This window comes from Catellatospora sp. KI3 (assembly GCF_029948125.1).
Classification (GTDB): domain Bacteria; phylum Actinomycetota; class Actinomycetes; order Mycobacteriales; family Micromonosporaceae; genus Catellatospora.
In genome coordinates this window covers 103,501-127,112 of the sequence record NZ_JASAMB010000007.1, presented here as the reverse complement: position 1 = coordinate 127,112, position 23,612 = coordinate 103,501, and the positions used below count along the sequence as shown (strand labels likewise).

The window sequence follows — 23,612 nt, the reverse complement described above, 5'->3', positions numbered from 1 at the left end:
AGCGTGACATCGCGCAGCGATGCAGCGACGCGCGGCTGCCGTCGGCTTCCGGGACGGAAGCCCGCGCCCGCGGAGGCGGCGCCGTCTACACGGTGCGTTGGTGGGCGGAGACGGCGAGCTCTACTCGGGAGTGGACGCCGATCTTGGCGAGGATGCTGGAGACGTGGGACTGGACCGTGCGGCGGGACAGGAACAGGCGTTCGGCGATCTCGGGGTTGGACATGCCGCTGGCGACCAGCAGGGCGATCCGGTGCTCGGTCTCGGTGAGCGCCTCCCAGCCGGTCTTGGGGCGCCGGCGCGGGCCGACCCTGCCCCGGCGTACCCCGACCTGACGCAGCCGCGCCTGCGCGCGGGCCACGTCCCAGGCCGCGTCGCACCCGGCGTAGCCCTCCAGCGCCCGCGCCAGCGGCTCGCGCGCCCGCTCCGCCTCGCCGCGCGCGGCCAGTAGCGCGGCGGCGTCCTCGTCGGCCTGGGCCTGGTGGAAGCGCCAGCCGCAGCCGCCGAACCCCCGCGCCGCGGCCAGCACCAGGTCCGGGTCGCCCTCGGCCAGGCCCCGGCACAGGGCGGCCGTCGCGGCGAGGCTGGCCACGGCGGGCTCGGCCCGCGCCAGCTCGGCCACCGTGTCGGCGAGGGCCCGCCCGCGCGCGTCGTCCCCGGCCGCCGCGGCCAGCCGGGCCAGGTCGCCGCAGCAGTGGTAGATCAGGCGGTGGGGCAGGTGGTCGGCGACCGAGGCGTGCTCCCAGTACGGGTACAGCAGCTCGATCGCGTGCCGCGGCCGCCCCTGCTCCCGCAGCGCCCCCGCCCAGCCCGACAGGTAGGCGTACTGCGCCTCGGCCTCGCCGTGCCGGGACTGCGCCACCACGGCGACCTCGCGCGCGGGGCGGTCGCGGTGCAGCGCGATCAGCGCGTCGAGCCCGTGCAGCCAGGGCAGGTCGCCCAGCGGGTCGGGGTGCTCCCGGCCGGACTCGATCTCGGCCAGGGCGTCGTCCCAGCGTCCGGTCAGGAAGCGCAGCTGCGCCCGCAGCGCGTGCACCAGGGTCAGGTACGGCCCGCCGTAGCGTTCGTTGCCGTCCAGCGCGTACGCCAGCGCCGCCTCTGCCTCGTCCAGCCGGTCCAGCAGCAGCAGGCAGTAGCCGCTCAGCACGTGCTCCCCGGCGGGCAGGTCGGGCAGCACGCCCGCGCCCAGGTCGGCGACGGCCAGCTCGGCCAGGGCCAGCCCGCCCGGGACGTCGCCCTCGATGAGCCGCAGCACCCCCTGGACCATCCGGCCCAGCGCGACGGCGTAGTGGTCGCCGGCGGCGGTGCCGTCGGCGATGGCCCGCCCGGCCGCGGCGGCACTGGCTTCGTGCCGGCGCAGGAAGAACAGCGACTTGGCGCAGAAGCCGTGGAAGCGGCCGGTCCTCTCGGGCGGCAGATCGGGCCGGGCCAGCGCCGCCTCCGCCACCCGGACCGCCTCGGCCTGGCGGCCCTGCCGGAAGCAGGCATCCATCAGCAGCCAGTACAGCTCGGCGCGGCGGTGCGGGTCGGTGTCCTTGGCCAGGGCGCCCCGGGCGGCGCGCTCGGCCTCGTCCACCTCGCCCGCCCAGATCAGCGCCCGGACCAGCTGAAAGCGCAGCTCGTACGCCTGGGTGCCGGTGACCGAGGCCAGCGCCCGCCGCAGCAGCCGCACCGCCGTGCCCGGCGCCCGCGTGATCAGCTCCTCGGCCGAGCGGTCCAGCCAGTCCAGCGTGGCCGGATCGAGCACCGACCCGCTGACCAGGTGCTCGGCCACCCGGTCGACCCCGCCTCCCGCCGTGATCAGCACCTGCCCGGCGCGCAGGTGCAGCGCCGCGCGCAGCTGCTCGGGCACCCCCTCGACCAGCGCCTGCCGGATCAGCGCGTGCCGGAACTCCAGGTAAGGCCCCGCGTCGACCAGGATGCCCGCCTCGATCGCGGCCGACAGCAGCTCCGACAGCCCCAGCACCGGCTCGCCCAGAACGGTGGCCAGCTCGCCCACGTCGATGGTCCGGGACAGCACCGCGGCCTGCTGGAGGATCTCGCGCTCGCGCGCGGGCAGGTAGTCCAGGCGGCCCAGGATCGAGGCGAGCAGCGACGGCGGCAGCCGGCCAGGCCCGATCAGCTCGGCCCGCCCGTCCGCCACCCGGATGCCGCCCTCCCGCTGCAGCGCCGCGACCAGTTCGGTGAGGTAGAAGGGGTGGCCGCCGACCCCGGCGAGCAGCGCGGCCAGCCGCGGGCCGGGATCGGCGCCGAGGGCACCGGCGGCCAGGTCGGCGGCGTCGGCGGGGGCCAGCGGGTCCAGCCGCAGCGAGTGGGCGCCGCGCGCGTGCAGGCTGCGGATGAGCCCGGCCAGCTCACCCCGCGCGGGCGCGCGGGCGGCGAGCACCAGCAGCAGCGGATACTCCTCGATGCCCCGGCCGAGGCGGTGCAGCACCACCATGCTCTCTTGGTCGGCCCACTGGGCGTCGTCGACGATCACCGCGACGGGCCCCTGGGCGCACCAGGTGTCGACCAGGTCGAGCATCGCCTCGGTGACCGCGAGCTGGTGGTTGGCGGCGGCGGCGCTCTCGGCCAGCGCGCCCTCGCCGCGCAGCAGCCGCAGCACCCGCCCGGCGGCCGGGTCGTCGCCGGCCGCGCGCAGGTCCAGGCAGGCGGCCATGGTCGCGAACGGCATCTGCTGCTCGAGGTCCTCGGCGGTGCCGCGCAGCACCCGCATGCCCAGCCGGGCGCAGGTGGCGGCCGCGTGGTCGAGCAGGGTGGTCTTGCCGATGCCCGGCTCGCCCGCGAGCACCGCGGCCGCGCCGTGGCCGGCGGCCGCGTCCCGGGCCAGCGCGTCCAGCCGCTCGATCTCGCTCGCCCGGCCCACGAAGACGGGCGCCGCCATGGCCCAAGCCTAGTCGCGGGCGACGCCCGTACAGGGCGTTACCCGCACCAGCCTCAAGCCTGGCGGCGTCGGGATGGGTGAGACCGGTCCGCGGCCGTGGGGCGGCGCCTGGGCGGACCGTGGGGCTTGCTCAGCAGGCGGCAGGCTCGGCGTACATCTCGTCGATGACGGCCAGCACGCCCGCGATGGTGGTGCGCGCCCGGGTGGCGATGTGCTCCACCGGCGCGTTGCCCGCGAAGGCCTCCCGGATGGCGGCACGCATCGACGCACTGTCCGTGCCGTGGGGCAGCGCCTGGTCGATCAGGTTCAGCGTGCGGTCTGCGGCGAGGTACATCCAGTGGTCTCCGTTCCGTGCGGTGCGCCTTTCCGACATCCACGATCCGGCACCGGGGCGCCCGGAACATCCGCCAGCTAGCGGTAACCGGCGAGGGATTCGTCCCCCGCCGGCGCTGTCACGTCCTGTTCGCGATGTTCATCCCCGGGCTAGCCGGGGTGCACCCCCACCGCGTCGCGGATCTTGAAGCCCTCGCGGGCGTCGGCGGACCTGGCGCAGTGCGCGCAGCAGTAGAAGTGCCCCGACACCTCGACCCCGTGCCCGATGATCTTGCAGGCGCAGTGCTCGCACACCGGCGCCAACCGCTGCACCGCGCACTCGAAGCTGTCGAACACGTGCACGTTGCCGCCCGCGGTGTGCACCTCGAACGACAGCCAGTACTCGTTCTTGCAGACCTCGCACGTACCCATCACGCCTCCCGTAGGTCACTGAGCCCCTCATCCCGAGCACCGAAACCAGTCTCAGCGAAGGAAGGGCCCCTTCTTATCGTTTTGCGCAGAAGAAGGGCCCCTTCCCAACCGGTCGCCCACGGCGCAGCCTCGGGTCAGTACCCGCAGGCGCGCACGTCGACCGGGGACACCTGGAACGAGTGCAGGTAGCCGCCCAGCGAGGTGTAGAGCCACATCGCCGCGTACGGTCCGCTGCCGCCGACCGGCTCACCGGAGGTCCAGCAGAGCACCTCGACGGTGCTGCCCGCCGCGAGCTTCGCGATCACCGAGGCGTCGGTGCTCGGGTACGACCGCAGGTTCGTCGCCTCCCGCACCGTCGCCCGCTCGTCCCGGGCCCCCGCCCGCGCCGATGCGGCCGGGAAGGCGCCGAGCGCGACCGCGAGCGCGGCTGCCGCGACGATCGAGCGTCTGAATGTGGGTCCCATCGTCCACCGCCCTAGCGTGGGGTGAGGGACCGGCCGGTCCTACCAGGAGATGATCATCGACTCCAGGCTACGCCCCGCCGTCCGTCGACGCCGGACAACGCGGGACAGCGCGGGCGGCCCCGACCTGGCACCATCCCCCGCATGAACGGGGAACCCCTACCGCGAACGTCTCCACTGGCCGCCGCCGTCGCCGCGGTCGCGGCCACCGCCGTCGGCGCCACCTTCGCCGTCATGAACGTGTATCCGGCCATCGCCGGCGCCCGCGTCGACCAGCCGGAGGCCGACCACATCCGGCTCATCCTGCTCGGCACGCTGATCGCCGCCGTCGGCGCGGCGGTGCTCGCGGTGCCGCTGCGGCACCGGTTCGGCGGCTGGCCGCTGGCCGGGGCGGGTCTGGCCGCGCTCATGGCCGTCGCGGCGCTGACCAGCTCGATCTCCGGGCCGGAGGCGGTCCTGCTGTACTGGGCCGCGCTGAGCGCCACCGGCGGGCTGGCCCTGCTCGGCACGCTGAACGCCGCCGCCGGATCCGTCCACCGGCTCGCGATCGGTGCCGGACTGGCCGCGGGCCTGGCCGGCAGCCGCCTGCTCTGGCACCTGATGAACCTGGCCTACGCCCAGGTCGACCTGCCGCCGACCGCGGCCGAGCTGATGGTGCCCGGTGCCACGCTGCTGCTGGTGATCGTCGCCGCGCTGACCGACCCGCCCGGCCGACCGGTGCGGCCCGAGCAGCCGGAGCGGCCCGCGGGCACCGGCGGCCTGCTCGCCGTCGTGGGCGCGGCGGTCTTCCTGCTGGCGGCCGGTTCGGTGACCCTGCGGGTGCTGTACGAGGCGCTGCGCGTGAGCGCCGACGGCCTCGCCTCGCTGCGGCGCATGGAGTTCGTGCAGGACCTGACCTACTTCGGCCCGCTCGTGCTCGCCCTGCTCCTCGCGACCCTGCTCACCTGGTACGCCGCCCGTCGCGGCGGCGCCGACCTGGCCCGCTGGACCGTGCTGGCCTTCGCCGCCGCCGCTCCCCTGGGCTACCTGCAGATCGGCGTCCGCGGCGACGGCGAGCTGATCGACCAGCTCCCCGCGGCGCTGGCCGCCGTGGCCGGGGCGGCCGCCGGGACGCTGCTGGTACGCCGCGCCGACCGGTGGTTCGCCTGGGAGACGATCGGCCTGGCGCTGTCGGCGGTGGGGGTGCTGGCCGGGCTCGTCGCGTACCGCCAGACGCCGACCTGGTGGACCATGTCCGGCCTGCTGCTCGCGGGCGGGCTGGGCCTGGCGCTCGGCGCGGGCGTGGTCCGCGTCCTGGGCACCGCCGAGGGCGGACCGGTCCGCACCGCGGGCTCGGTGGGCCTGGGCTTCGCCACGCTGCTGCTGGCCGCCCAGGCGCTCGGCCCGGTGGTCTGGCGCGCCCAGCAGTCCGACGGGTACGGCGAGATCCCGCTGACCATCCCGGTGCTGACCGGCGTACTGGCGATCGTCCTGCTGGTGCTGTTCGGGGTGGGCCGCACGATGCGGCGGCTGCGTGCCGACCTGCTCGAACAGGCCCGCGTCGCGGCGGCCGCCGAACCGGCCGCGCCGGCCGCGAACTGAGACCCGACGATCTGCACGCGGGCGGCACCACTCCGACTTCGGCTGGTGCCGCCCGCGTTCGCAGCTCAGGCGTCTCGCTTTCCCAGCTGGGCGCCCCGCGATCGCGGCTCAGGCGCCCCGCGATCGCGGCTCAGGCGCGCAGGGCGGCGGCCACGGCGTCGGCCAGCGGCGTGGTCGGGCGGCCGATGAGGCGGGACAGGTCGCCGCTGGTCTCGGCCAGTTCGCCCTTGCCGATCGCCACGTCGACGTCGGCGAGGATCGCGGCGAAGAACTCCGGCAGGCCCGCACCGACCAGGATGCCCCGGTAGACGTCGGGTGCCATGTCGCGGTAGCCGATCTCCCGGCCGGTCTGGCGGCTCAGCTCGGCGGCGTACTCGGCGAAGCTCCAGGCGGTGTCGCCGCCCAGCTCGTAGCTCCGGTTCTCGTGGCCCTCGCCGGTCAGCACCGCGACGGCCGCCGCCGCGTAGTCGGCCCGCGCCGCCGAGGCGACCCGGCCGTCCCCCGCCGCCTGGACCACGGCACCGTGCGCCAGCACCGGCGCCAGGTTCCCGGTGAAGACCTCGTGGTACCAGTTGTTGCGCAGCAGTGTGTACGGCAGCCCCGATCCGAGCACGACCTGCTCGGTGGCCCGGTGGTCGTCGGCCAGCGCCGCCGTCAGCCCGCCGGGCGCGCTGGTGTACGCCAGCAGCCCCACGCCCGCCGCCGCGGCCGCCTCGACCACGGTGCGGTGCTGGCCCACCCGGTCCTTGCCGACCTCGCTGCCCGAGATGAGCAGCACCCGGTCCCCCGCCGCGAACAGCCCCGCGAACGACCCGGGCGTGTCGTAGTCGGCCACGTGCAGCCGCACCCCGCGCTCGGCCAGCGGGGCGGCCTTCTGCCGGTCCCGGACCACGGCGGTGACCTGTTCGGCGGGCACCCGGGCCAGCAACCCGTCCACGACGTGGCGGCCCAGCTGTCCGGTGGCTCCGGTGACGACGATGCTCATGTCGGAAATCTCCTTGTCAAACGGTTCTGCCATCCACCCTAGGCCGGAACTAACCGTTTGATCAGTACCCACTTTGAAGTAAGGTACTGGCATGTCGGTAAGTATGGTCAGCAGCGGATCGTCGAACTCCAGCTCCGCGGAGAGCCTGTGCCCGTACCGGCTGGTGCTGGAGCACGTCACCAGCCGCTGGGGCGTGCTGGTGCTGATCGAGCTGCTCGACGGCCCGCGCCGCTTCAGCGAGCTGCGCCGCGCGGTCGGCCGCGTCAGCGAGAAGATGCTCACCCAGACGCTGCAGACGCTGGAGCGCGACGGGATGGTGCACCGCGACGCCAAGCCGGTCATCCCGCCGCGCGTCGACTACTCCCTCACCGAGATCGGGCAGGAAGCGGCCACCCAGGTCCGTGCCCTGGGCCGGTGGACCCAGCAGCGCATGGACGACGTCACCCAGGCCCGCGCCCGCTACGACGCGGCCCGCCAGCCCGCCTGACCCGAAACCGGTTGCCCGACCGGTGACGATGAACCGGTGACGAGACTCGCCCCGACCCTCACCAGCCTGCACGGACTCGCGCTCGGCGACGCCTTCGGCGAGACCTGGTTCTTCAAGCCCGCCGACCAGGTGGAGCGGCTCATCGCCGCGCGCGCCGCCGCCGACGGCCACTGGCCGTGGACCGACGACACCGCGATGGCACTGGTCCTCACCCGGATGCTGATCGACCAGGGCGAGGTCGACCAGGACACCCTCGCCACCGCCTTCGCCGCCGAGTACGAGGCCGACCCCTACCGCAACTACGGGCCGTCGATGCACGGGGTGCTGCGGGCGATCCACGAGGGTGAGCACTGGCCGTCGGTGACGGCGCGCCAGTTCGACGGGCAGGGCTCCTGGGGCAACGGCGCGGCTATGCGCGTGGCACCGCTCGGGGTGTGGTTCGCCGCCGACCTGGACCGGGTCCCCGCCCAGGCGGTGCTGTCCGCGCAGGTCACGCACGCCCACCCGGAGGCGCTGGCCGGGGCGGTGGCGGTCGCCGTCGCGGCGGCGCTGGCGGTGCGCGGGGTCGCGGCCGGGGAGCTGCTCGACGCCGTGGCGGCGCGTACGCCCGACGGCGAGGTGGCGGCCGGGCTGCGCCGGGTGGCGCGGCTGCGGTTCAGCCTGGCGCCGAGCTGGGTGGCGGGCGAGGTCGGCTGCGGGCTGCGGATCTCCGCGGCGGACACGGTGCCGTACGCCGTCTGGTGCGCCGCCCGGCACCTCGACGACCTGCCCGAGGCGCTGTGGGCGACCGCCTCGGCGGGCGGCGACATCGACACCACCTGCGCCATCGTCGGCGGCATCATCGCCGCCCGCACCGGCCTGGGCACCGTCCCCGCCTCCTGGCTGGCCTCCCGCGAACCCCTCCCCGCCTGGACCGACCCCGCCGCCGGTACCGCCTGACCACCCGCACCGCCCATCGGCAACGGACCGCGCCATGACCCCCGGCTCCGGCGGGCACGCCCCGGGGCGCAGCACGCGCTCCGGGCACGCCCACCCGAGGCGCACCCACCGGACGCGCGCCCACCCGAGGCACGTCGGCCCGAGGCGCGCGGCCTGTCCACAGATCGCGATCTTCAGCGCGCTTCGTCGTGAGTGATCAGCGCCTGCGGACAGGAAGCGGGTTCGGGACCTGCGGTCGCGCAGCTAACTGACCGGAAGTCGCGATCTAGAGGCTGTTTCCCGACGATGGTCGCGGTCTGGGGTCAAAGTCTCGGTTGTCAGCCGACGCGATGACCCCCGAATAGCGATCTTCCCCAGCCCAACGCCCTCATCACCCCCGGACACCGGCCGCACCTCGCGCAAGTCCAGCCACACCCCGAGCCCAGCCACTGGTCCGAGCCTCTGGCCCAGCCACGCCCCGAGCCCCGAGCTCAGCCACGCCCCCAGCCCAGCCACGCCCCGAGCCCTGGCCAGCCACCTCCCCCGGGCGTGGCCGAGCCCGGCCACGTCCTCGCCCGAACGGCAGTCGACGCGAATCCGGCACTCGGGTTGCGCCGAACGGCCTAACCCGCCGGGGTGGTTGCGCGTTGTGCTGGGTGACGGCGCCGGTGTCACCGGGCGTCGACCCCGATCACGGCAGGAGGTGCGCCGATGTGGGCGACACCACGTAGCACGATCGGCCGCCGCCGCGGCGCACGGGCGGCCGCCGCGACGCTCGCCGCAGACCAGGCAGCGCTGCCCCGGTTTGAGCCGGTCGACCGCTTCGACCCGGCGCCGGTCGACCCCGGCCAAGACCTCGACCAAGCCCACGACCAAGCCCACGACGAGGCACTCGACCGAGCCCACGACCAGGCTCTCGACCTCGGCGCGGGCCTCCGCCCGATCGTCGGCACCGAAGCGGACGGGCCGCCGTGGGCCACCGAGCCGGCGCTGGACGAGGCCGCCGCCCCGACCGGTGGCGGCGGGCCGCGTACCGTGGCGCGGCTGCTCAGCTTCACGCCGCACCCGCCCAAGCAGGACCGGCTGTGCGTGGACACGGCCGCGCTGCTGCGGCCGCTGATGCGGGCCGGGATCATCGACTCGTGGGCGGTCGACCACACCTATCCGGTGCACCGGGCGTGGCGGCTCATCCCGTCCCGTCTGGCCCGCGCCGGGCAGCTCCCGCTGCACGGCTTCGTCGAGCCCGACGGCGGCATCACGCTGTGTGAGATGGACGACCCGTTCGGCGAGACACCGCTGAGCATGCTCGACTGGATCCTCGACTGGACCAGCGCGGGCCGCCTCGCCAGTCACTGGTGGACCACAGCCGTCTACGTGACCACCACCACCGGCCTGCCCGCGACCGGCACCCTCCGCACGTGAACCCCGCCCGCACGCTGCAGTTTCGGGGAAACTGCGCGAATCGCGGCCCCCATTCGAACACTTTCCCGGAAACAGCTGCCGAAACCGCGCACATCACCACCCTCATATATTGAAACTCTTTGTTTCCTGACGAGTAACATATGGCCGAACGTATGTGGCGGGAGCACGTCACGGTCACGAAACATAGGACCTTGTGCCTGGTCGTCATCGTGATCCCCGACGTAACACCGCCCTTCGAGTCACCGCCGCCGTCGCCGCGGCGGGTCTGGTACTGGCCGGTTCCTTCCTGGTCTACCGGGAGCTGAACGCCCCGTCGTGCGAGGGCGAGGCGCCACTGAGCGTGGCCGCCTCCGCCGACATCGTCGACGCGCTGCGCGCGACGGCCGACTCGCTCAACCAGCAGAAGGTCGCCGTCGACGGCAAGTGCGCGGCGATCGAGGTGACCATGGTCGAGCCCGCCGACATGGCGGCGGCGCTGGCCGAGCTCAACAGCGTGTCGCTGACCGGCATCGGCCAGCCCAGCGGCAACACCCAGATCCCCGACGTGTGGGTGCCGGACTCCGCGACCTGGCTGGCCCGGCTGACCACCGCCGCGCCGGCGTTCCAGGTGGCGCAGGCGCCTTCGATCGCGCGCAGCCCGGTCGTGGTCGCCATGCCCGAGCCGATCGCCGCGAGCCTGGGCTGGCCCGCCAAGACGCCGACCTGGAACACGCTGCTGCAGGCGATGACCTCGGGCACGGGCCTGCGGGTGGGCATCGTCGAGCCGACCCGCGACGCGGCGGGCCTGTCCGGCCTGCTCGCGCTGGGCGCCGCGGCCGGGACCGGCGCGAACGCCCAGGCCGCCGCCACCGGCGCGCTGCGCTCGCTGGCTTCGGGCCGGTCGGTGCTGCGCGATGATCTGCTGGCGCGCTTCCCGCGCAGCAAGGACCCGGCGGCGCTGAAGTCCGGGCTGAGCGCGGCCTCGCTGTCGGAGCAGGCTGTGATCCACTACAACGCGACCAAGCCGCCGGTGCCGCTGGCCGCGCTGTACCTGGAGCCCGCCCCGACGGCCCTGACCTTCCCGTACGCGGTGATGCCCGGCCTGCCCACGACCAAGGCCGGGGTCGCGCAGCGCCTGCTCGACGAGCTGCGCCAGCCCGCGTTCCGGGACCGGCTGGCCGGCCTGGGCCTGCGTGCCGCCGACGGCACGTACGGCTCGGCGCTGGCGACGCCGAAGGGCGCCCCTGCGGCCGCGTCGCCGAACCCGGCGGCCACGCCGAGTCCGGCGGCGACCGTGGCCGCGGTCGACCGCGCCCTGTCCACCTGGGTGGCCGTGACGCTGCCCGCCCGGATGCTGGCCGTGATCGACGTGTCCGGCTCGATGCTGGAGCGGGTCGCCACCGCGGGCGGCGCGACCCGGGCGCAGGTGACGCTGGAGGCGGCGCGGCGCGGCCTGGGCCTGTTCGACGACTCGTGGGCGGTCGGCCTGTGGACGTTCTCCACGAAGCTGCAGGGCGACCGCGACTACAAGCAGCTGGTGCCGATCGGGCAGCTGTCGCAGCAGCGCAACCAGATGCTGGCCACGCTGGGTTCGATCACCCCGAAGCCCGACGGCGACACCGGCCTCTACGACACCCTGCTGGCCGCGTACGAGACGGTGCAGCGGGACTGGGATCCGGGCCGGGTCAACTCGGTGGTGATGATGACCGACGGCGACAACGACGACGACAACGGCGTCTCGCTGGAGCAGCTGCTGGCCACGCTGAAGGAGAAGGCCGACAAGAACCGGCCGATCCAGGTGGTGATCCTCGCCATCGGCGACAAGATCAACCCGGCTCCACTGCAGGAGATCACCAAGCTCACCGGCGGCGGCGTGTTCCAGGCCAAGGACCCGGCCAAGATCGGCGAGATCTTCCTCAAGGCGATCTCGCTGCGCTCGGCCAACCCCTCCTGACCGGCGGGCGGCGCCAGGGCGTGAAAGCATCCCGGGTATGACCGTGAGCACGCCCTGGCGCCGCCTGCCCGCACCGGCCCGCGCGATCGCCGCGGCCACCGCCGACGCGGTGGCCGCCGCCCGCGCCCGCGACGACGCCGAGCTGGACGCGGCCGCGGCCCGGCTGGCCGGCTGCGACCAGGCGCAGGTCGGCGTGGTGCTGGGCGAGGCGGTGCGGCTGCTGATCGAGCGGCTGCACCCCGACGGCCTGTCCGGCGAGGACGTGCAGGCGCTGTTCGAGCAGTGCGCCCGCTCCGCGCTGGCCTGGACCGAGCTGGACGTGGACACCCTGGTCACGGTGCTGACCGGCGCGCTGGGCGTGCACGATCCGGCCGAGGTCCCGCGCCGACCGGACCCGAAGCTGCTGGACCGGCACGCGATCCTGCTGCTGGCGCACCTGCTGGCGGGGGCGGGCGAGCCGCTGGAGCCGTACCTGACGGCGGCCTTCGCCGAGGTGGCGCGGACCGAGACCGAAGAGCTGCCCTGACCGTCCCGCTGCCGCGCTGACCAGCGCCGATCCTTGGATGACACGGCGGTACGCGCGTTATGGTCGCTATGTGATATTCCGCAGTACGCCGCCCCGGCCGGTGGTGCGGTGGAAGGCACGCGCATGCCCGTGACGTCGTCCGAGCAGCGCGGCCAGCGGGTACGCGCGGCGGTCGGCGCCAGCACGGCCGCCGACAGCGTCCAGGCGGGCACCGAGGCGGCCACCGCCGCCCTGGCCGGACTGGGCGGCGACGCCCCCGCGCTGCTCATCATGTACGCCTCGATCCGCTACGACCTGGCCGTGCTGCTGCACACGGTGCGGCGGCTGACCGCGCCCACCCCGCTGGTCGGCGCCACCTCCAGCGGCCACTTCCAGGACGGCGCCCTCACCATCCCCGGCGCCGGGGTGTCGGTGCTCGCCCTGACCTCTGGCGACTACCGCTTCGGCACGGCCTCGGTCACCGGCATCCGCGAGCACGCCGTCCAGGCCGGCCAGCAGCTCGCCCGTGCGGCCCGCGCCGCCGCCGGGCCCCGCCACGACCGCGACGCGGCCCTGATCCTGCTGGCCACCGGCCTCTCCGGGCACCAGCAGGAGCTGCTCAACGGCGTGCACAAGGTGGTCGGCGCGAAGGTGCCCGTGGTCGGCGGCAGCGCGGGCGACGACCGGATGCTGGAGCGCACCTGCGTCTTCGACGGCGACCGGCTGCTCACCGACGGCGGCGCGGCCGCGATCTGGGTCGACTCGCCCTGGCCGCTGAGTGTGGTGGCCGACCACGGCTGGGAGGCGGTCAGCCTGCCGCTGCTGGTCACCAAGACCGACGGGCACGTGGTGTGCGAGATCGGCGGCCGGCCCGCCGCCGAGGTGTTCCAGGAGCACTTCACCCCCGACGCGCCCCAGCGCCGCCCTGGCCTGGTGCGCCCGGCGCCCGGCTACCAGTCGGCGTACGGGTTCGGGCTGATCGAGCCGGACGGCACCCGGATCATCCGCGGCGCCTACCTCGACAGCGACGGGCTGCTGCGCACGTTCACCCCGCTGCCGCCGTACGCGGCGGTGCAGATCGTCACGTGCACCTCGGCCGACCTGCTCGGCGTCATCGACGACGTGGTGCGCGAGGCGGTGCTCGGGCGCGAGGCGTCGGTGCTGCTCGCGTTCAGCTGCGTGGCCCGGCTGGACGTGCTGGCCGAGCAGGGTCCCGTCGAGGCCTCGCTGATCCAGGAGGCGGCCGGGGAGATGACCACGTTCGGCATGTACACGTACGGCGAGTTCGCCCGCACCACCCGGGTCTCCGGCTTCCACAACGCCACCCTGACCGCGATCGCGCTGTGAGGCGGCGATGGCGGACTGGCACCCTGAGACCGAGGTCGAGCAGCTGCGGCGCAAGCTCGGCCAGGCGGCCGAGGCCGCCCGCGACGCCTACCGCGACACCACCCGGCTGATCCGGCTGCTGTCGGTGCTGGGGCAGCCGGCCAGCGCGGAGGAGATGACCGAGCGGCTGCTCACGGTGCTGTCGGACGTCTTCTTCGCCGACGTGGTGTGCATGGTGCGCCGCGAGGGCGACCGGCTGGCCGTGACCACGGCGTGCGGGCTGCCGGAAGACGATCCGGCGTACACGACGAGCTGGCCGGCCGGGCCCGCGGCCCGGCACGCGCTGGCCGAGGGCCGCACCGTGACCAGGGGCGACGGCGAGACCGACACGGCCCTGAGCGCCGCGGACATCCCGGGGACGGTGGCGCCGCTGCGGATCCGCTCGGCCGCCTGGGTGCCGATCTACGGGTACGCCGACAGCCTGATCATCCTGTTCCGGTCCAGCCCGCTCCCGTTCGCCACCTCCGACGTGCCGATCCTCAACTCGGTGGCGTCCCGGCTCTGCCTCACCCTGCGCGAGCGCGAGCGCAACGCCGTGATCGAGCGGCTGGCCCACCACGGCCACCTGCTCACCCGGCATCTGCGGCTGGAGCCGCTGCTCGACGAGGCCGCCGCCCAGTTGCTGCTGCTCACCTCGGCCGACCGCACCTGGGTCGAGCTCGTCGAGGACGGCCAGGCGCACCTGCGGGCGCACCGGGGGCTGCGCCCCGACGAGATCGCGGGCTGGCCGCACCCGTTCGGGGTGGACGGGCCGCCGGGCTCGGAGTCGGAGTCGGGCGTGCTCAGCGTGGCGGTGCCGCGCGAGGAGGGCCCGATGGCGCTGCTGTACGCGGCCCGCGACCGGGGTGAGCACTTCGCGCCCGGTACCACCGAGATCATGACGATCTTCGCCAACCACCTCGGGGTGGCGATGACCAACGCCGATCTCTACCACGCGCTCAAGCAGCGGGCCACCCTAGATCCGCTGACCAACCTGGCCAACCGCAGCGCCATGGTGACCCACCTGGAGGCGGTGCTGCAGCGGCCCGAGCTGACCCGCGTCGGGCTGCTCTTCTGCGACCTGGACGGGTTCAAGGCGGTCAACGACCTGCTCGGCCACGAGGCCGGGGACGAGCTGCTGCTGCAGGTCGCCGAGCGGCTGCGCGGCAGCATCCGCCCCGACGACCTGCTGGCCCGCTTCGGCGGCGACGAGTTCGTCATCGTGCTCGACGGCATCCGCCAGCTCGCCGAGGTGGCCGAGGTCGGCGCCCGCGTCTGCGCCGACCTCGACGACCTGTACGTGGTCGCCGGCGAGCAGGTGCGCGTCTCGGCCAGCGTCGGCGGCGTGCTCGGCATCCGGGGCCAGACCACGCCCACCGCCATGCTCCGCGACGCCGACGCCGCCATGTACGTGGCCAAGGGCCGCGGCCGCGGCCAGGTGGAGGTCTTCGACGAGGACGCCTCGCACCGCTCCCGCGACCGGCTGGACCTGCGCTCGGAGCTGCTGCACGCGCTCGACCGCGACCAGCTCCACCTGGTCTACCAGCCGATCTTCACCCTCGACACGCACCGGATCGTGGCCTTCGAGGCGCTGCTGCGCTGGACGCACCCGTACCACGGCACGGTCTCGCCGGAGGTGTTCATCCCGATGGCGGAGGACTCCGGCCAGATCACCGCGATCGGCGAGTGGGTGCTGGCGCGCGCCTGCGCCCAGCTGCACGCCTGGCACCAGCTCCCGCACGGGCGCGGCATCGGGATGAGCGTGAACCTGTCACCGGTGCAGCTGCACCAGCCGCAGGCGGCCGAGCGGACGATCGACATAATCCGCGCCTCCGGGCTGCACCCCACCGACATCTGGCTGGAGATCACCGAGCACAGCTACCTGCGCCACGACGTCACCGACTACGTCACCGCGCTCGGGGTGGCCGGGGTGCACCTGGTGCTGGACGACTTCGGCACGGCGTACTCGAACCTGGCCTACCTCAAGCGGCTGCCGATCGAGATCCTGAAGATCGACAAGTCGTTCGTGAGCGGGGTCGTCGGCGGCGAGCTGGACCTCAGCATCGTGCGGGCGATCCTGGCCATCGCCGACTCGCTCGGCCTGGTCGCCATCGCCGAGGGCATCGAGACCGAGGAGCAGGGCGCCGCGCTGCGGCGGCTGGGCTGCCGCCTGGGGCAGGGCTACCTGCTGTCCCGCCCGCTGCCGCCCGACGCCGCCGCCCGGCTGCTCCAGCCGCGCCTGCCCGCCCCGCCCGCGTACACCGCGGCCACCCCGCCACCCGCCTGATTCATTCACGATCGTCGTGGCGCCCATGCGCCAGGCTGTAGGTGTACCCGGCGCGGAGGCGTTTGTGATCACCTACTATCGCGACGACACAGTGCTCGTGACCTCGTCGTACGTCCACATCGGCGACCGCCGCCTCGCCCTGGCGGACCTGCACTACGTGTGGCACAAGCGGGTCCGCCCCGACTGGCGGGTGCGCGGCCGCACCGCCGGACGCGGCGTCCTCAACCTCCTCATGATCCTCTCCGTCTTCGCCGGGTTCATCCTGCTGGTCGCCTTCGCCGCCGCCGCGTACGGCGAATCCCAGGTCGCCTCGGCCGTCGGCAGGCTGCACGTCCCCCGCAACACGCTGCTCCTGCTCGCCGTGGTGCTGCTGCTGCTCGGCTTCGCCCCCGCGCTCTGGGAGTGGATGCTGCACCGCATCGACGACAGCTACGACCGCGGCGACGCCATCCACGAGATCTGGGCGCAGACCGCCCAGGGCCAGATCCTCCTGCTCCGCCTCGACAACGCCACCCGCTTCGGCCAGATCTACCGCGCCCTCGAACGCGCCCTCGACCGCTGACCCCCACCGCCGCGCGGTAAGGAAGGGCCCCTTCTTATCGCTTTCCGTAGTAGAAGGGCCCCTTCTTAACCACGCCGCCGCGCGACGTGGTGCCCGCCGCCGACCGGGCTGATTGTGCCGCCCGCAGCTAGGGTTCGACGGCGGCGCGGCATGCGTTAAGAAAGGGCCCTTCTACTACACATTGCGATAAGAAGGGACCCTTCCTTACCTCCGGCGGCGGCGTCAGGTGGGGGTGGGGGTGGGGGTGGGGGTGGGGGTGGGGGTGATGGTGGGGGTGATGGTGGGGGTGATGGTGCCGAGGGTGCCGTTGACGGTGATGTGCTGGCCGGTGGTGAGGGTGGCGACGGCGTCGGGGACGCCGACGACGGCGGGGATGCCGTACTCCCGGGCGACCACGGCCCCGTGGGAGTTGGCGCCGCCCATCTCCATGACCAGGCCGCCCGCGGTCAGGAACAGCGGCGTCCAGCCCGGGTCGGTGGACGGGCAGACCAGGATCTCGCCGGGCTCCAGATGCGCCCCGACCGGATCGAGGACCACCCGGGCGGTGCCGGTGACCGTGCCCGCCGAGGCGGGGGTGCCGGTCAGCGACCCGTCGGGCGCGGCCGTGTGCATGCCCGCCTCCGGCTCGGTGCCGTCGGACAGCAGTACGCGCGGGAGGTGGCGGCGGCGGAGTTCCTCGTCGTAGCCCTGCCGGGCGGCCGCGACCGCCTCGCGCAGGTCGGTGCCGCGCAGCCCGGCCCGCGCCTGGGCGAGGTCGAGGAAGTACACGTCCCCGGGCGCCTCGATGCGCCCCTGGGCGCTCAGCTGCTCGCCGACCAGCCCGAGCTGGGCCCGCGCGGCGGCGATGATGCGGACCAGGTAGTACTTGGGCAGCTCCCGTACCCCCGCCAGCGCTCTGGCCCGGCCCAGCAGCCCGCGCACCAGCCGGGCCCGCAGCCGGCCGCGGCGGCGGGCCCGCCCCGCCAGCGTCCCGATCATCGCCTCGGCCTCGGCGGCGCCCTGTGCGAACAGCCGGTCCGGGGACGCCTGCGCGCTGTCCTCGGGGCTCATCCGCAGGTAGTTGGCGAGCACGCCGAGCAGGTAGCGGGGGTCGTCGGACCAGCGGGGCATGCCGAGGTCGATCTCGGCGACGGCGCGGTGGCCGTACCGGCGCAGGAAGTCCCCCAGCTCGCGCTGGGCCAGGTCCGGCAGCGTCCCGGCGGCATAGCGGGCGGCGAGCTCACCGGAGTCGCCGGTACGCAGCACCCGCGCCGACGCCCCGTCGGCGCGCAGCCGCACGGCCACGTGCCACAGCTCCAGGTCCATCTCCGTGGTGACGTTGTGCGGGATGCCCCGCAGCACCGCCTGCACATCCCCGACCTGCGCGTCCGCACCCAGCAGCCGATCGGCCAGCCCGAGCGCGAGGAACCCGGCGCCCGCCACCGGCAGGATCGTGGGCAGCATCGGCGCCGTCTCCTGCAGCAGCCGCTCGATCCAGTCCAGCCGCTGCTCGGCGGTGAGGTCGGCGGGCGCGGCCAGCCGGACGTCGAGCCGCCCGTCGATCCGCTGCACCCGGGCCCGTGCCGCGTCCGGCTTGACCAGGGCGTGCACCAGGTACGGCGGAATCCGGTACCGGAGCGCGACCCGCCCCACCCGGCGCAGGAACGGCAGCCGCGACGGCCGGGTCACCGACAGGCGCGGGTCGGTGAACAGCTCGCGCAGCACCGCCGCCGAGCGCGCCTCCATCACGCCCAGCACCTTCGGGATCAGCGCCTGCCCGACCCGGCTGCGCGCGGCCGTGGTGATGTCGAGGAAGACGCGCCGCCCCGCCTCGGTGAGCAGCGGCGGCCCGGCCAGCGGGTCGGCGACGGCGAAGCCGAACAGGCGCGCGGCACCCGAGCCGATCAGCCGGAACGCGGCCATGCCCGCCGGGGTGACCGGGCGGAACACGCCCTGCGCGACGCTGAAGCAGAAGTAGACGCGCAGGTCGTCCTCGGCCGCGGGGGCGGTCGCGGGCAGCGGGAACAGGGTCGTGATGGGACGGGCCTGGGTCAGCCACAGGACCCCGTCGCCGTCGACGGCCCACTCGGTGTCCTGCGGCGCGCCGTAGTGCGCCTCGACGCGGTCGCCGAGCGCGGCCAGCGCCAGCACCTGCGCGTCGGTGAGGCAGGCGGCGTCGGCCCCGTCGGCCTGCGCGACGTGCTCGGTGCCGCCGCCGGGCAGCGACCGTACGGCCAGGCGCTTGTCGCCCAGGCGCCGGTGCGCGATCGCCGCGTGCGCCGTGTCGACCACGAAGTGGTCGGGGTTGACGGCACCGGACACGACCGCCTCGCCAAGTCCCGGGGCGGCGTCGACGACCGCCTGGCGGCGGCGGCCGGTGACGGGGTTCGCCGTGAACAGCACGCCGGCCACGGCCGAGTCGACCATGAGCTGCACGACCACGGCCAAACGGACCGTCCGGTCCTCGATGCCGTTGCCCGCCCGGTAGACCACGGCCCGGTCGGTCCACAGCGAGGCCCAGCAGCGCCGTACCGCGTCCAGCACCGCCGCCTCGCCGACCACGTTCAGGTAGGTGTCCTGCTGCCCGGCGAAGCTGGCGAAGGGCAGGTCCTCGGCGGTGGCCGACGAGCGGACCGCGACCGGGGCGTCCGCGCCCAGTCGGGCGTACCCCTCGGCCACCGCCGCGGCGATGCCGGGCGGGACCGGCGCGGCCAGCACCGCGGCGCGGGCGCGGGCGGCCAGCGCGGTCAGCGCCGCGACGTCGGTCGGCTCGGCGCGCTCCAGCGCGTCGAACACCCCGCCGAGGTCGGCGGCCTCGGTGGCCTGCCGGTACGCCTCGGTGGTGAGGCAGAAGCCGGGCGGCACCGGCAGCCCGGCCCGGGTCAGCTCGCCCAGGTTGCCCGCCTTGCCGCCGACCGCGGCGAGCATGCCGCCGTCGATGTCGGCGAAGTCGAGGACGAGGGCGGTGGCGGGGGTCAGCGTCGCACTCACCCCATAAGTCAACACCCAATGAAATCCGCGCGCGAGAGGAAGGGGCCCTTCTTTCCGCGCGGCGTACCGGAAGGGCCCCTGGGACGGTTCAGTGGCGGGCGGGGCGTTCGGTGGTGCGGGAGAGGCTGAGGCCGAAGCGCTGCCGCGGGTCGGTCCACCACTGGCGCATGGTGAACCCGGCTGCGGCCAGCTCCGTGGCGACCGTCTGCCGGTCGAACTTCGCCGAGATCTCGGTCCGCAGCTCCTCACCCGGCTTGAACTCGATCTCCAGGTCGAGGGCGGGCAGGTGCACCCGCATCTCGCGCTGGGCCCGCAGCCGCATCTCGATCCAGCGGTGCTGGGCGTCCCACAGCGCCACGTGGTCGAACCCGGTCAGGTCGAAGTCGGCGCCCAGCGAGCGGTTGAGCACCCGCAGCACGTTGGTGTTGAACTCCGCGGTGATGCCCTGCTCGTCGTCGTACGCCGCGACCAGGGTCTGCTCGTCCTTGACCAGGTCGGTGCCGAGCAGCAGCCACTCCCCCGGCTCCAGCGCCCCGCGCAGCTCGCGCAGGAACGCCGCGCGCTCGCCCGGGTCGAGGTTGCCGATGGTGCTGCCCAGGAAGACGACCATCCGGCTGCCCCCGCCCGGGATGCGGTCCAGGTCGCGGGTGAAGTCGCCGACGATCGCGTGCACCTCGATGTCGGGGTAGTCGGCGGCGATGGCCTCGGTCGCGGCCGCCAGCGCCGGCTGCGACACGTCCAGCGGCACGAAGCGGCCCAGGGTGCCGTGGGCGTGCAGCGCGTCCAGCAGCAGCCGGGTCTTGTCCGAGGACCCCGAACCGAGCTCCACCAGCGTCTTGACGCCGGACTCGCGGGCGATGTCGGCCGCGTGCGCGGTCAGGATCTCCCGCTCGGCCCCGGTCGGGTAGTACTCGGGCAGGGCGGTGATGCGTTCGAACAGGTCGCTGCCGTACGCGTCGTAGAAGTACTTCGGCGGCAGCCACTTCGGCGTCGCGGTGAGCCCCGCTCTGGCGTCGGCGCGCAGCTGCTCGGTCAGGTCTTCCGGGGTCAGGTGTACGTCGATCCTCATAGCTCCTCCACCGTGTACGAGGCCGGGTGCGCGACCACCAGTCGGCGGTCGGGTACCCCTACCCAGCCGGAGTCGTCGTCGAACGGTTCCGAGGCCACGATCACCCGTCCGGGGTCGTGGCGCACCGACAGCGCGTGCCCGTACGTCGTCGCGTACGCCCACTCGCCGTCGGTGAGCAGCAGGTTCAGCCGCGACCCGGCGGCAGCGGCGGCCACCTCGGCCACCGTCGCCGCCACCGCCTCGGCGGGCCTGCCGCCCGCGCGCAGCCGCTGCCGCAGCAGCACCCACAGGAACGCCGCGTCGGTCGGGGCGTCCATCGTCATCAGATCGGTCACCGGCAGGCGCTCGGCCAGCTTGGCGACGCTGTCGGGCCAGCCCGCGACGAAGCCGTTGAGGCTGAACCACCAGCCCTCGCCGCCGAACGGTGCGCAGGCGTGGTCGTTGACGACCATGCCCGGGGTGGCGGACCGGACCGCCGCCAGCGCCGCGGTCACGCTGGTCTGCCGCGCGATCGCGCCGAAGTTCTGGTCGCCCCAGATCGGCACGCCGCGCCGGTAGCGGACCGGGCCGGACGGGGTGAACCAGCCGACGCCGAAGCCGTCCACGTTGATCGTCCCGCCGCCGCGCATGTCGCGCGGCGCCCAGGACTGGTGCACCAGGCCGTACGGGGGTTCGACCAGCAGCGCCGACAGCGGCACCGGCGGGCCGAGGTAGACCAGGTGGCGGCACATCAGGCGATCTCCTCCTCGGGCCGGGCGTCGCGGGCGGTGCGGAACCCGCTGAAGATCTGCCGCCGGATCGGGTAGTCCCAGTTGCGGAACGTGCCCCGGCACGCGGCCGCGTCGGTGCCGAACGACCCGCCCCGCAGCACCCGGTACGAGTCTCCGAAGAAGACCTCCGAGTACTCCCGGTACGGGAACGGGGTGAAGCCGGGGTAGCCGCGGAAGGTGGACGACGTCCACTCCCACACGTCGCCGACGAGCTGGTGCACCCCCAGCGGCGACACCCCGGCCGGGTAGGCGCCGACCGGCGCCGGGGCCAGGTGCCGCTGCCCCAGGTTGGCGTGCCGCTCGTCCGGGTCCTCGTCGCCCCACGGGTAGCGGCGCGAGCGCCCGGTGGCCGGGTCGAACCGGGCCGCCTTCTCCCACTCCGCCTCGGTGGGCAGCCGCCGCCCGGCCCAGGCCGCGTACGCCTGCGCCTCGTACCAGCACACGTGCACCACCGGCTCGTCGGCCACGATCGGCTCGCGACGGCCGAACCGGGTGTACGTCCCGTCCACGTGCCAGTGCATCGGCCGGACCAGCCCCGCCTCACGCCGGTGCGCCCAGCCCGCCGGGCTCCACCAGCGCGGGTTGTCGTATCCGCCCGCGTCGATGAACGCCTGGTACTGCGCATTGGTGACCGGGGCCCGGTCGATGAGGAACGCGGGCACGTCGACGGTGTGCGCCGGGCGCTCGTTGTCCAGCGCCCACGCCTCCAGCGAGGTGCCCATGGTGAACGGCCCGCCCGGCACCGCCACCTCGCCCGCGACGGGTCCGGCCGAGGCCGGCGGGGGTACGGCCACCAGCACCGGCTCGCCCTCGCGCAGCTGGTGCGTGGCGAGCATGGTCTCGTCGTGCTGCTGCTCGTGCTGGATGATCATGCCGAAGGCGAAGCCCCGCTCCACCAGCGGACGGCCCTCCAGGTCGACCGAGTCCAGCAGGTCCAGCACCTGGCCGCGGACCGAGCGCACGTATGCGCGCGCCTCGGCCGGCCCGAGCAGCGGCAGCGCGGGACGGTCGCCGCGGGCGTGTTTGAACGCGTCGTACAGGTGGTCGATGTCGGCGCGGACCGGCTCGCGGCCGCCCACGTCGCGCACCAGCCACAGCTCCTCCTGGTTGCCCACGTGGGCCAGGTCCCACACCAGCGGCGACATCAGCGGCGAGTGCTGGCGCACCAGGTCCTCGTCGTCGACGGCGTCGGTGAGCGCGATGCTGCGCTCCCGCGCCCGGTCCAGTCCGGCCGCGGCGTGCTCGCGCAGCCGCTCGGGGCGTACGCCTGCCTGCGTCATCGGATGCCTCCCTGCCGGAGTCGGCGGTCCACCGCGTCGCGCACCGCCCGTACGGTGTCCGGCGGCAGGTCGGTGCCGTCGAGCGCCGCGCGGGCCAGGTCCAGCAGCCTCGGCGCCGCCGCCGCGATCGCCGGGTCGGCCAGCCCGTGCCGGGCCGCCTGCACCCAGCGCCCCGCCGCGGGCGCGGCCAGCTCGGCCGCGGCGTCGACGGTCTCCTCCCGGGTGAACAGCGCCGCCACCACCGCCACCGGCACGGTCCACGCGGTGTCGGCGCCGCTGCCGTCGCCGTCGGACTGCATGTCCAGGTAGCGGACCTCGTAGTAGCCCCGCGCCCGCACCGGCGGGAACACGGTGCTCAGGTGGTAGTCCAGGTCGTCGAGGGTCGGGGGCGGGGTCAGCGCGCCCGCGATCCAGTCGGCGAAGGTCAGCCCCGGCGGGGCGGCCCACGGTCCGGCCGGACGGCGTACGCACAGCACCGGGGTGTCCAGCACCCGCCTGGCCCAGGCCGCGATCAGCTCCTGCTCCGTCCCGGCGTGGCCGTCCAGGCCGGCCGGCGGCCCGTTGCGCGCCGGGTCGGCGGCCAGGCAGGCCCGCAGCCGGGCCGAGGCCCAGCCGGTGTCCACCCCGGCCTGGCGGGACGAGTTCGCGAACGCCGCCACCAGCACCGGCCCGATCGCGTGCAGCGCGTGCCAGCGCGGCCCCGCCCGGCCGGGCAGCCCGGCGTCCAGGCACACCTGCACACTGGCCGTGCCGCACATCCACATCCGCCCGTACGGCCCGAACCGGTCGAAGACCGCCTCCATCGCCGCGTACCTCGGCGTGTCGAGGATCCGCTGCCCGGCGCGGTGCTCGTCGCACCCCCGCCCGGCCAGCACCAGCCCGGCCCGGCCCAGCAGCCCCGCGAGTTCGCGCTGATCGGCGGCCGTATCCGCCAGCAGCGCCGCGAGCGAGTCCGACGGCGCGGACGAGATCTCCACCTGGCCGCCCGGCTCCAGCGTCACCGCCCCGCCGCACCCCAGCGGCGACTGCGGGCTGTCGGCCACCAGGGTCCTCGGCGCGTGCTCCCCCAGCGCCCGCGCCAGGGTCTGTGCGTCCACCGCCCGCGCCGGATCGTCGCGGTGGTGCACCGTCCATTCGAGTTCCACTCCGGTTCCGCGTGGCGGTCCGGTCTTGAAGCACACCTTGGCGACATACCCTTCGGCCTGCGCCCGGTCGGTGACGACGGGAGCCCCCGCCGCCAGCGTCTCCTGCCGCACTTGCATCCACCTCCCTCAACATGTCGAGGTTCCCCGTGGACCCGCAAAACTACCCTCCTCCCTACCCGCTCACCCCCTTTTCACCCCTTCTCCCGCCTCACTCACCCCCACCCCCGTACCCTCCTTTCCGCCGATC

General features: G+C 74.5%; 19 protein-coding genes. 9 read left to right on the top strand and 10 right to left on the bottom strand.

Annotation, left to right across the window (positions count from 1 at the left end; translation table 11 throughout):
- Positions 1 to 85: 85 nt before the first annotated feature.
- From QEZ54_RS14035 to QEZ54_RS14020, 4 genes are all read right to left on the bottom strand, one after another.
- Entirely contained in the window at positions 86 to 2,881 is a 2,796-nt protein-coding gene (locus QEZ54_RS14035) for a LuxR family transcriptional regulator (RefSeq protein ID WP_281305020.1), read from the bottom strand.
- A 130-nt stretch (positions 2,882 to 3,011) separates the two neighbouring features.
- Positions 3,012 to 3,215: a hypothetical protein gene (locus tag QEZ54_RS14030; RefSeq protein WP_281305019.1), complete on the bottom strand. Its 204-nt coding sequence runs from the start codon at positions 3,213 to 3,215 to the stop codon at positions 3,012 to 3,014.
- Positions 3,216 to 3,364: 149 nt separating this feature from the next.
- A complete protein-coding gene (locus tag QEZ54_RS14025) occupies positions 3,365 to 3,625 on the bottom strand; it encodes a Prokaryotic metallothionein (protein WP_212832537.1) in 261 nt (86 codons plus the stop codon).
- Between the two features lie 134 nt (positions 3,626 to 3,759).
- Positions 3,760 to 4,089, bottom strand: a complete 330-nt coding sequence (locus QEZ54_RS14020) for an SH3 domain-containing protein (RefSeq protein WP_281305018.1) — start codon at positions 4,087 to 4,089, stop codon at positions 3,760 to 3,762.
- Positions 4,090 to 4,230: 141 nt separating this feature from the next.
- Between QEZ54_RS14020 and QEZ54_RS14015 the strand changes: the two genes are divergently transcribed.
- Positions 4,231 to 5,667 carry a hypothetical protein gene (locus tag QEZ54_RS14015; RefSeq protein WP_281305017.1) on the top strand — a complete coding sequence of 479 codons (1,437 nt, stop codon included), beginning with the start codon at positions 4,231 to 4,233 and terminating at the stop codon, positions 5,665 to 5,667.
- A 130-nt stretch (positions 5,668 to 5,797) separates the two neighbouring features.
- On the opposite strand, the gene QEZ54_RS14010 is transcribed toward QEZ54_RS14015, so the two are convergent.
- The gene (locus QEZ54_RS14010; RefSeq protein ID WP_281305016.1) at positions 5,798 to 6,652 is read right to left on the bottom strand and encodes an NAD(P)H-binding protein; all 855 of its coding nucleotides are present in this window, start codon (positions 6,650 to 6,652) and stop codon (positions 5,798 to 5,800) included.
- 91 nt (positions 6,653 to 6,743) lie between these two features.
- Between QEZ54_RS14010 and QEZ54_RS14005 the strand changes: the two genes are divergently transcribed.
- From QEZ54_RS14005 to QEZ54_RS13970, 8 genes are all read left to right on the top strand, one after another.
- Positions 6,744 to 7,139, top strand: coding sequence for a helix-turn-helix domain-containing protein (locus QEZ54_RS14005; RefSeq protein WP_281305015.1), 396 nt, complete (start codon positions 6,744 to 6,746; stop codon positions 7,137 to 7,139).
- A 36-nt stretch (positions 7,140 to 7,175) separates the two neighbouring features.
- Positions 7,176 to 8,078, top strand: coding sequence for an ADP-ribosylglycohydrolase family protein (locus tag QEZ54_RS14000; RefSeq protein ID WP_281305014.1), 903 nt, complete (start codon positions 7,176 to 7,178; stop codon positions 8,076 to 8,078).
- Between the two features lie 690 nt (positions 8,079 to 8,768).
- Positions 8,769 to 9,479: a hypothetical protein gene (locus QEZ54_RS13995; RefSeq protein ID WP_281305013.1), complete on the top strand. Its 711-nt coding sequence runs from the start codon at positions 8,769 to 8,771 to the stop codon at positions 9,477 to 9,479.
- 193 nt (positions 9,480 to 9,672) lie between these two features.
- Positions 9,673 to 11,412 (top strand): VWA domain-containing protein, encoded by a 1,740-nt coding sequence (locus QEZ54_RS13990; RefSeq protein ID WP_281305012.1) that lies wholly within the window; start codon positions 9,673 to 9,675, stop codon positions 11,410 to 11,412.
- A gap of 37 nt (positions 11,413 to 11,449) precedes the next feature.
- Complete coding sequence (locus tag QEZ54_RS13985; protein WP_281305011.1) at positions 11,450 to 11,938, top strand: hypothetical protein; 489 nt, start codon at positions 11,450 to 11,452, stop codon at positions 11,936 to 11,938.
- A 123-nt stretch (positions 11,939 to 12,061) separates the two neighbouring features.
- A complete protein-coding gene (locus tag QEZ54_RS13980; protein ID WP_281305010.1) occupies positions 12,062 to 13,264 on the top strand; it encodes an FIST N-terminal domain-containing protein in 1,203 nt (400 codons plus the stop codon).
- A 7-nt stretch (positions 13,265 to 13,271) separates the two neighbouring features.
- Entirely contained in the window at positions 13,272 to 15,569 is a 2,298-nt protein-coding gene (locus tag QEZ54_RS13975) for a bifunctional diguanylate cyclase/phosphodiesterase (RefSeq protein WP_281305009.1), read from the top strand.
- Between the two features lie 64 nt (positions 15,570 to 15,633).
- Entirely contained in the window at positions 15,634 to 16,131 is a 498-nt protein-coding gene (locus tag QEZ54_RS13970; RefSeq protein WP_281305008.1) for a DUF6232 family protein, read from the top strand.
- A gap of 222 nt (positions 16,132 to 16,353) precedes the next feature.
- Here QEZ54_RS13970 and QEZ54_RS13965 read toward each other — a convergent pair whose 3' ends face one another.
- From QEZ54_RS13965 to QEZ54_RS13945, 5 genes are all read right to left on the bottom strand, one after another.
- A complete protein-coding gene (locus QEZ54_RS13965; protein ID WP_281305007.1) occupies positions 16,354 to 19,101 on the bottom strand; it encodes a PEP/pyruvate-binding domain-containing protein in 2,748 nt (915 codons plus the stop codon).
- Positions 19,102 to 19,189: 88 nt separating this feature from the next.
- Complete coding sequence (egtD, locus tag QEZ54_RS13960; RefSeq protein WP_281305006.1) at positions 19,190 to 20,170, bottom strand: L-histidine N(alpha)-methyltransferase; 981 nt, start codon at positions 20,168 to 20,170, stop codon at positions 19,190 to 19,192.
- Positions 20,167 to 20,901, bottom strand: coding sequence for an ergothioneine biosynthesis protein EgtC (gene egtC, locus QEZ54_RS13955; protein WP_281305005.1), 735 nt, complete (start codon positions 20,899 to 20,901; stop codon positions 20,167 to 20,169). Before egtC ends, egtD begins: the two co-directional genes overlap by 4 nt.
- A complete protein-coding gene (gene egtB / locus QEZ54_RS13950) occupies positions 20,901 to 22,220 on the bottom strand; it encodes an ergothioneine biosynthesis protein EgtB (protein ID WP_281305004.1) in 1,320 nt (439 codons plus the stop codon). The genes egtC and egtB overlap by 1 nt, the downstream gene beginning before the upstream one ends.
- Positions 22,217 to 23,482 (bottom strand): glutamate-cysteine ligase family protein, encoded by a 1,266-nt coding sequence (locus tag QEZ54_RS13945; protein ID WP_281305003.1) that lies wholly within the window; start codon positions 23,480 to 23,482, stop codon positions 22,217 to 22,219. The genes egtB and QEZ54_RS13945 overlap by 4 nt, the downstream gene beginning before the upstream one ends.
- Positions 23,483 to 23,612: the final 130 nt, after the last annotated feature.